This is a genomic window from Stenotrophomonas sp. P5_A8 (assembly GCF_056400545.1).
Map to the genome: position 1 here is coordinate 1 of NZ_JBFULB010000246.1, position 5,658 is coordinate 5,658.

6 protein-coding genes are annotated in these 5,658 nt (G+C 66.7%); 2 read left to right on the forward strand and 4 right to left on the reverse strand.

The window, feature by feature from the left end; all coding sequences use genetic code 11:
* A partial coding sequence (locus AC1DQP_RS15295; RefSeq protein WP_478051934.1) for a response regulator occupies positions 1–238 on the reverse strand: 238 nt, incomplete at its 3' end.
* 343 nt (positions 239–581) lie between these two features.
* On the opposite strand from AC1DQP_RS15295, the gene AC1DQP_RS15300 reads away from it, so the two are divergent.
* Positions 582–827, forward strand: coding sequence for a hypothetical protein (locus tag AC1DQP_RS15300; RefSeq protein ID WP_457320661.1), 246 nt, complete (start codon positions 582–584; stop codon positions 825–827).
* A gap of 79 nt (positions 828–906) precedes the next feature.
* On the opposite strand, the gene AC1DQP_RS15305 is transcribed toward AC1DQP_RS15300, so the two are convergent.
* The 3 genes from AC1DQP_RS15305 to AC1DQP_RS15315 all read right to left on the reverse strand — a co-directional run bounded on the left by AC1DQP_RS15305 (position 907) and on the right by AC1DQP_RS15315 (position 5,007).
* Positions 907–2,337 carry a PepSY-associated TM helix domain-containing protein gene (locus AC1DQP_RS15305; protein ID WP_478051935.1) on the reverse strand — a complete coding sequence of 477 codons (1,431 nt, stop codon included), beginning with the start codon at positions 2,335–2,337 and terminating at the stop codon, positions 907–909.
* 1 nt (position 2,338) lies between these two features.
* On the reverse strand, positions 2,339–4,378 hold the full coding sequence (locus tag AC1DQP_RS15310; RefSeq protein WP_457319396.1) for a TonB-dependent receptor: 2,040 nt from the start codon (positions 4,376–4,378) through the stop codon (positions 2,339–2,341).
* A gap of 185 nt (positions 4,379–4,563) precedes the next feature.
* Positions 4,564–5,007, reverse strand: a complete 444-nt coding sequence (locus tag AC1DQP_RS15315) for a hypothetical protein (protein ID WP_457319399.1) — start codon at positions 5,005–5,007, stop codon at positions 4,564–4,566.
* 225 nt (positions 5,008–5,232) lie between these two features.
* Between AC1DQP_RS15315 and AC1DQP_RS15320 the strand changes: the two genes are divergently transcribed.
* A partial coding sequence (locus tag AC1DQP_RS15320) for an MASE2 domain-containing protein (protein ID WP_478051936.1) occupies positions 5,233–5,658 on the forward strand: 426 nt, incomplete at its 3' end.

The following is a 5,658-nucleotide window of genomic DNA, read 5'->3' on the forward strand; positions in this document are numbered from 1 at the left end:
ACATCAGGATGGGCACCGGATTCTGGAACTCTTCGCGGAGCTTGTGGCACAGCGTCATTCCGTCCAGCCGCGGCAGCATCAGATCCAGCAGGATGGCGTCGTAATCGTTCTGCGTAGCCAGCCGCAGCCCGGTGGCGCCATCCCGTGCATCGTCCAGCACATAGCCCAACGGCTCGAAGAAGGCGTACAGGTTTGCGACCAACTCAGGGTTGTCTTCAATGATGAGCAGGCGGGTCATGGATCGTTGGCATCATGGAGCGTGTGAGGGACTTTGAAGGATTGCTGCGCCATTGCCAAGGCGCAGCGGGCGGACGCGCCACGCAGGCGTTGTTCTTTGCGGAGAGACGGTCGCGCCCTTCCGTCGCATCGGCCCGATCTTGACACGCTGCGAACCCCGGCTTCACTCTCCTTGCAGGGTCGCATCGGGATCATGCCTATCCTTCCTTCAAATCGCAGTCGGTTGGCCACCCGCAGGGCATGCGGTGGCGTCTGCCAAGAAGGTTTCCCCAATGTTCATCCTCGTTGGCGCGCTTCTGATCACGGTCATATCAGTGGCGAGGATGCCTAGTACGGAGTTTCCGATGACCGGCAAGTTTCTGATCCTGGGTGTTCGCGCTGAAATGGCCGACGCGCAGACGATAAAAATGCTGCAACAACTGGATGTCCAGTGCCAATCGTGCATGCAGGAATGCAGGTTGTCCGAGGGGGAAGGATTGGTGGACGTGCAAGGCGCGGGTCTGCTCAACTGCCCCCACTGTGGCGAACACCAGGCCGTCAGCCGCGCGCGGTTCGAGCAGTTTCTGCAGATGCAGGTGCTGAAGACCTGACGGATGTATCAGCGCCAGACAGCATTGCTCTCGCGAAGGATGCTTGGCTGTATTCCGGACATGGGGTTGGGCGGGCATTTCAATCGCGCGCCGGGCGCGGAGCGCGCCAGCCGCCGCTGATGATGAAGTCGAGCACGCCCACCACCAGCAGCGAGGCACCCACCAACGGGAACACCACCCCGCCAATGCACAGCAGCGCGAACACGATGGCCACCGTTCGCCGTTGCCTCGGCAGCGCAGGCACGCCCATCCCGCCGACCGGCCGCCGCTTCCACCACATCACCGCGCCGCTGATGCACAGCATGAGGATCGCGGCGCAGGCGGCGACCAGCAACAGGCGATTGAACGTGCCGTATTCCTGTCCCAGGTGCACGTTGATGCCCCATTCCAGCCCACGCCCCAGCACGCCGTACTCGGCGTAGCCCATGTCCAGCAGCACCCGGCCGCTGTATTGGTCCAGGTGCACCACACGCTGGCCTGCCACGTCCTCGGGGTAGACCGAGGCGGTGTACACGCCCATCGGACCGCGCGGCAGCGCCACGCTGTAACCGGGTGCCAGGCCGAGGCCGTTGATGCGTTGCAGCGCGGCGTCGATGCCGATGCTGCCAGGTTGGGCGGCGAGATCGCCCAGTGCACCACTGCCGTGCCCCTCGTGCCCGGCATGGCTATCGGCAGGCGCGTGTTCGGCGTGGCGCAGGGATGACACCGGCACTTGCGCCTGCCGCATCGACCAGGTGGGCGTGGTGGTGTCGGCCAGCCGCTGGTGCGACATCGGCACCTGCACGCGCACGCCAGCCGGATAGCCGTAGTCCTGCCCGTTGGCCCACGCGTTGACCTGCTTGCCCCACACCACCGACCAGGGCATGCCGGTGACCGCCAGGAACAGCAGCGCCAGCCCCACCCAGACACCGGTCACCGCATGCAGGTCGCGCCAGAACAGGCGCTGGGCCGGCCGGCCACGCACCGTGGTGACGCCACCGTTGCGCCCGCGCGGCCACCACAGGTAGACACCGGTCAACACCAGCAGGATGGCCCAGCCGGCAGCGATCTCGATCAGCGCACGGGCGTAGTCACCGAGCAGGTCCAGGCTGTGCAGCCGGCGTACGACACCGGAGAACGTGCCTTTTTCCGGCAGGTATCCGAGGACGCGCGCCGAGGTCGGGTCAACGTAGTAGATCTCGCGCCGACCGTCGGCCTCCAGCACACCGATTTCCACGCTGCCATCGCTGCGCTCCGGGGTGCTGTAGCGGAACACCTCGCCAGGCGTGAGGGCGGTGACGGCGGCGATCTGGGCGCTGGGGAGCGTGCGAGCGTGCTGTGGGTTTTCCACGACCTTGAGGTCATGGTGGACCCACCGGTCAATGGGCTTCTGGTACAGGTAGACCGCGCCGGTCAGTGCCAGCCAGGCAATGAAAGGCAGTACGAACAGACCGGCATAGAAGTGCCACCGCCACACCGCGCGGTAGAAGCGCCAGCGTTCGGTGGACGGCGGCGGGATGGCGGTATCCATATCAGAGCTCCCGGGTCCAGCTGAGGTAGAGGGCGCGGCCATCGCCGGGCGAGTAGCCGGATGCGCCGCTGTCATACCAGGCGTAGACGTAGAAGCGGTCCGTCGCGTTTTTCAGCTGCAGGGCCAGGCTGTTGCGCGGGTCCAGGCGGTAGGTGGCGCTCAGATTCAACAACGCATAGCCACCGTAACGGCCCAGCGTGTTGGTGCGTTCCACGAAGTAGTCACCCTGGCCGTTGCTCCAGGCGCTGAAGGTCCAATCGGGGGTGGTCGTGTACTCCACGCCAGCGTTGGCCAGCCAGTTCGGCACGTTCTCGACCTGTCGCCCACGGGTCTGCGGTGTGCTGGGGTCGGGCACCTTGATCACCGCCTTCTGCCGGGAATACGACGCCCACGCACGCCAGCGCGCGCTGGCCTGCCAGGTGAGCTGCGCGTCCCAGCCGCGGCGCAGGGTTTTGCCGACGTTGCCCACTTCGTTGCTGCCCACGCTGCCGTTGACGCCGAGGATGGTGGCCACTTCGTCGGAGGCGCGTTGTTCCCAGTAGGCGATGCGGGCCTGCAGCCCTTGCATGGGTGCCCACTTGAGGCCGGTCTCCCAGCCGTCGTTGATCGACGGCGACAGATTGCCGGGCTGCGTGCGGTAGGCGCCGTTGCCGCTGCCGATCTGGAACGTGCGGCCCCAGTTGGCGTAGGCGACGGTGCGGCTGCCCAGGTCATAGGACACGCTCAGCTTGGGCTGCCTGATCAGGCCGTAGTCGTACACCGGTGCACGCGTGCCGTCGGCGACGTTGTGGAAATCGCCGTAGATGCGGTCCACGCGGTAGGCCGGCACGATTTTCAGCGCGTCGAAGGGGCGGATCACGGCCTGGATATACGCACCGTGGGTGTCGAGATCGAACGCCCAGTCGCGCAGTGTGGCCTGACGTTCGCGCGCGACAGTGCGGTAGCGGCGGGCGGTGTTGTCCTGCCATTGCCCATCCACGCCGGCATCGAGCACCAACTCGGCCAGAGTGGTGGTGGGGCGCCAGGTGGTGTTGAGGATCAGCCCACGGTGGGTTTCATCGTTGAAGCGCTCCTGCTGCGCGCCGCCTGCGGTGAAGGTCACCCAGCGCTGGTTACGATAGTCGTTCTGGTAGGCCTTGGCGTTCCAATGCCAGTCGCTGGCGAGGGCGCCATCGAGGTGCAGCGCGGTCTGCACGGTTTCGCGCTCACTGCGGTCGTCGCGGGCGTAATCGGGCGACTGCCAGGGATCGGCCTGCACTTGCGGGTAGCTGAGATAGCCCGCTTCCAGCGCGGCGTTCTTGTAGTAACGACTGGCCAGACCGGCGCGCCAGCGGCCCTCGGGATCGGTGTAGAACCACTTGCCGGCGAAGCTGCGCTGGGTGCCCTCGGCATGGTCGCGCTCACCGTCGGTGCCACGCCAGCCGATGAAATAGTTCTGCGACCAGGCACCGTTCTCGACGCCCTTGGCCAGTTGCACGTCCTGTGTGCCGAAGCTGCCGACGGTGACGCTGAGCTGGCCGTCGTTGCCGCCATGGCGGGTGAGCACGTTTACATCACCGGCGATGGCATGCAGGCCGTAGCGCGCGTCGTTGGTGCCGCGCACGATCTCCATCGCGCTGATGTCCAGCGGAAACACCGCATCCAGGTAGGGCATGCCGCCGGCGTTGTCGTTGCTTGGGACGCCGTCGATGAGCAGTTTGACCGCGTTGATGCGGCCTTCGCCGTTGAAACCACGGAAGGAGAAGCGGCCGGCATCGGTGCCCATCTTGAACTGGGTGACCTGCACGCCGGGGGCGTTCATCAGCAGCTCCCAGCTGTGATCCACCTTCTGCTGCTGCAGCAGGTCGCCACCGAGGATGTCCACGGAGGTGAATACCGACCGTGCCGACAGGTCGCGCTCGGCGCTGGCGCGGGCCTGCACGGTACCCAGGGTGAGCACGGTGTCCTCCTTGGCGGACGCCAGCGACGGGGCCAAGGCAGCGCTGGCGAGCGCAATCAGAGTGGCCCTGGAAAGCGGGCGGGAAGCGGGAAGTCTGTTCATGGTCCACAAGATCGAGTTGCCGCGACCACCGCGTGGTCGAGACAGGCAAAAGAGCCGGCGGGTCAGCCGGACAGCGGAGGGGAAGGGCAGTATCCAGCGCGCGCATTCGGCCCGGCAGAGTTGCCGGGTGAGTGGGGCGGGTACGGACGGCCGGGCGCGATGCGCGCCTCAGGACGCAGGCTGGATCAGCAGGCGAGGGCGGGCGGCGGACCGCGGGCGCCGAGTGTGCCTGGCGGGGGCATTTGCGGGGCAACGACCTGCCTCGCCAAAGCCCGGAAGACCGCGGGCCAGAGCGCAATGAGCAGAAGCAGGGCGACCAGCAGGCTGACCATCCGTGCGGCGATCAGACAGTAGTCGCAGTCCACGCCCATGGCATGCTCGGCGTGGGGATCTGGAGACTTGGCCGGCGTGATGGCTGGCGATGCCGCCTGGCCATGCGCGCGCGGGGTCGCCATCGCCATCGCGTGATCCATGCCATGCGCCGTATCGTGATGCTTGGGGTACGCGCCCACGGGGGCGGGGTCGAGCGCGGGGTGGGGTGCGCCATGGGCGTTCGGCGCCTGGGAAGCGTTTACGCCCGGGTGCGCCAACGCCCGGCTGACCAGCGGCGCGACCCCCACCAGGAGCATGGCCAGGCAGGCCCAGGCATGAAGCCAGCGGTGGAGGGCAGGAGAGCGCACGGGGTTGATTCTAAGGGAGGCAGCGGCCGTGGCCGTCTGGAAGGCCCGCGCGCAGCCTGCGACCCGATGTCGCACCGTCCCGTGCCGATATTGACCCGTTATTTACGCCACAGTGCCAGACTGCTCCCGATTCCGGTGTGCGGATCGGGCTTTGGCGGAAGTCGAGGGGGAAGTGTGCCGTTCTTGACGGATTCTGCGGAATTGGCGGTGGAAGGAATCGGCGCGGCCCGCCGCATTGGCTGGATGCGGTTTGTCGGCAACGGCCTTGCCGCCCTGCCGATTGCCTCGATCATCCTCGAGCGCAACGACGGTGTGGTGGCGTGGGTGCTGCTGCTGGTCAACGCGTTGCTATGGCCGGCCATTGCGCTGGCCTTGATTCACCGCGCCCAGAAACCGGCAGCGGCGCAGTTCCGCTGCATGGTCATCGACTCGTTGCTGGGCGGTGCATGGATTGCCTTCATGGCGCTCAGCATCGTGCCCAGTGCGTTGTTCGCGGCGCTGCTGGTGGCCGACAAGATCGCCGCAGGTGGGGTGAAGCTGGCGGCGCGGGCGACCCTGGCCCTGGTGGTGGGATTCGGCGTGGCCTGGCTGGCCCTTGTG

Bases quoted from the DNA above. Each gene is read 5' to 3' on its own strand.
- AC1DQP_RS15300 (WP_457320661.1), top strand. From the start codon at position 582: ATGACCGGCAAGTTTCTGATCCTGGGTGTTCGCGCTGAAATGGCCGAC.
- AC1DQP_RS15315 (WP_457319399.1), bottom strand. From the start codon at position 5,007: ATGCTCCTGGTGGGGGTCGCGCCGCTGGTCAGCCGGGCGTTGGCGCAC.
- AC1DQP_RS15310 (WP_457319396.1), bottom strand. From the start codon at position 4,378: ATGAACAGACTTCCCGCTTCCCGCCCGCTTTCCAGGGCCACTCTGATT.
- AC1DQP_RS15305 (WP_478051935.1), bottom strand. From the start codon at position 2,337: ATGGATACCGCCATCCCGCCGCCGTCCACCGAACGCTGGCGCTTCTAC.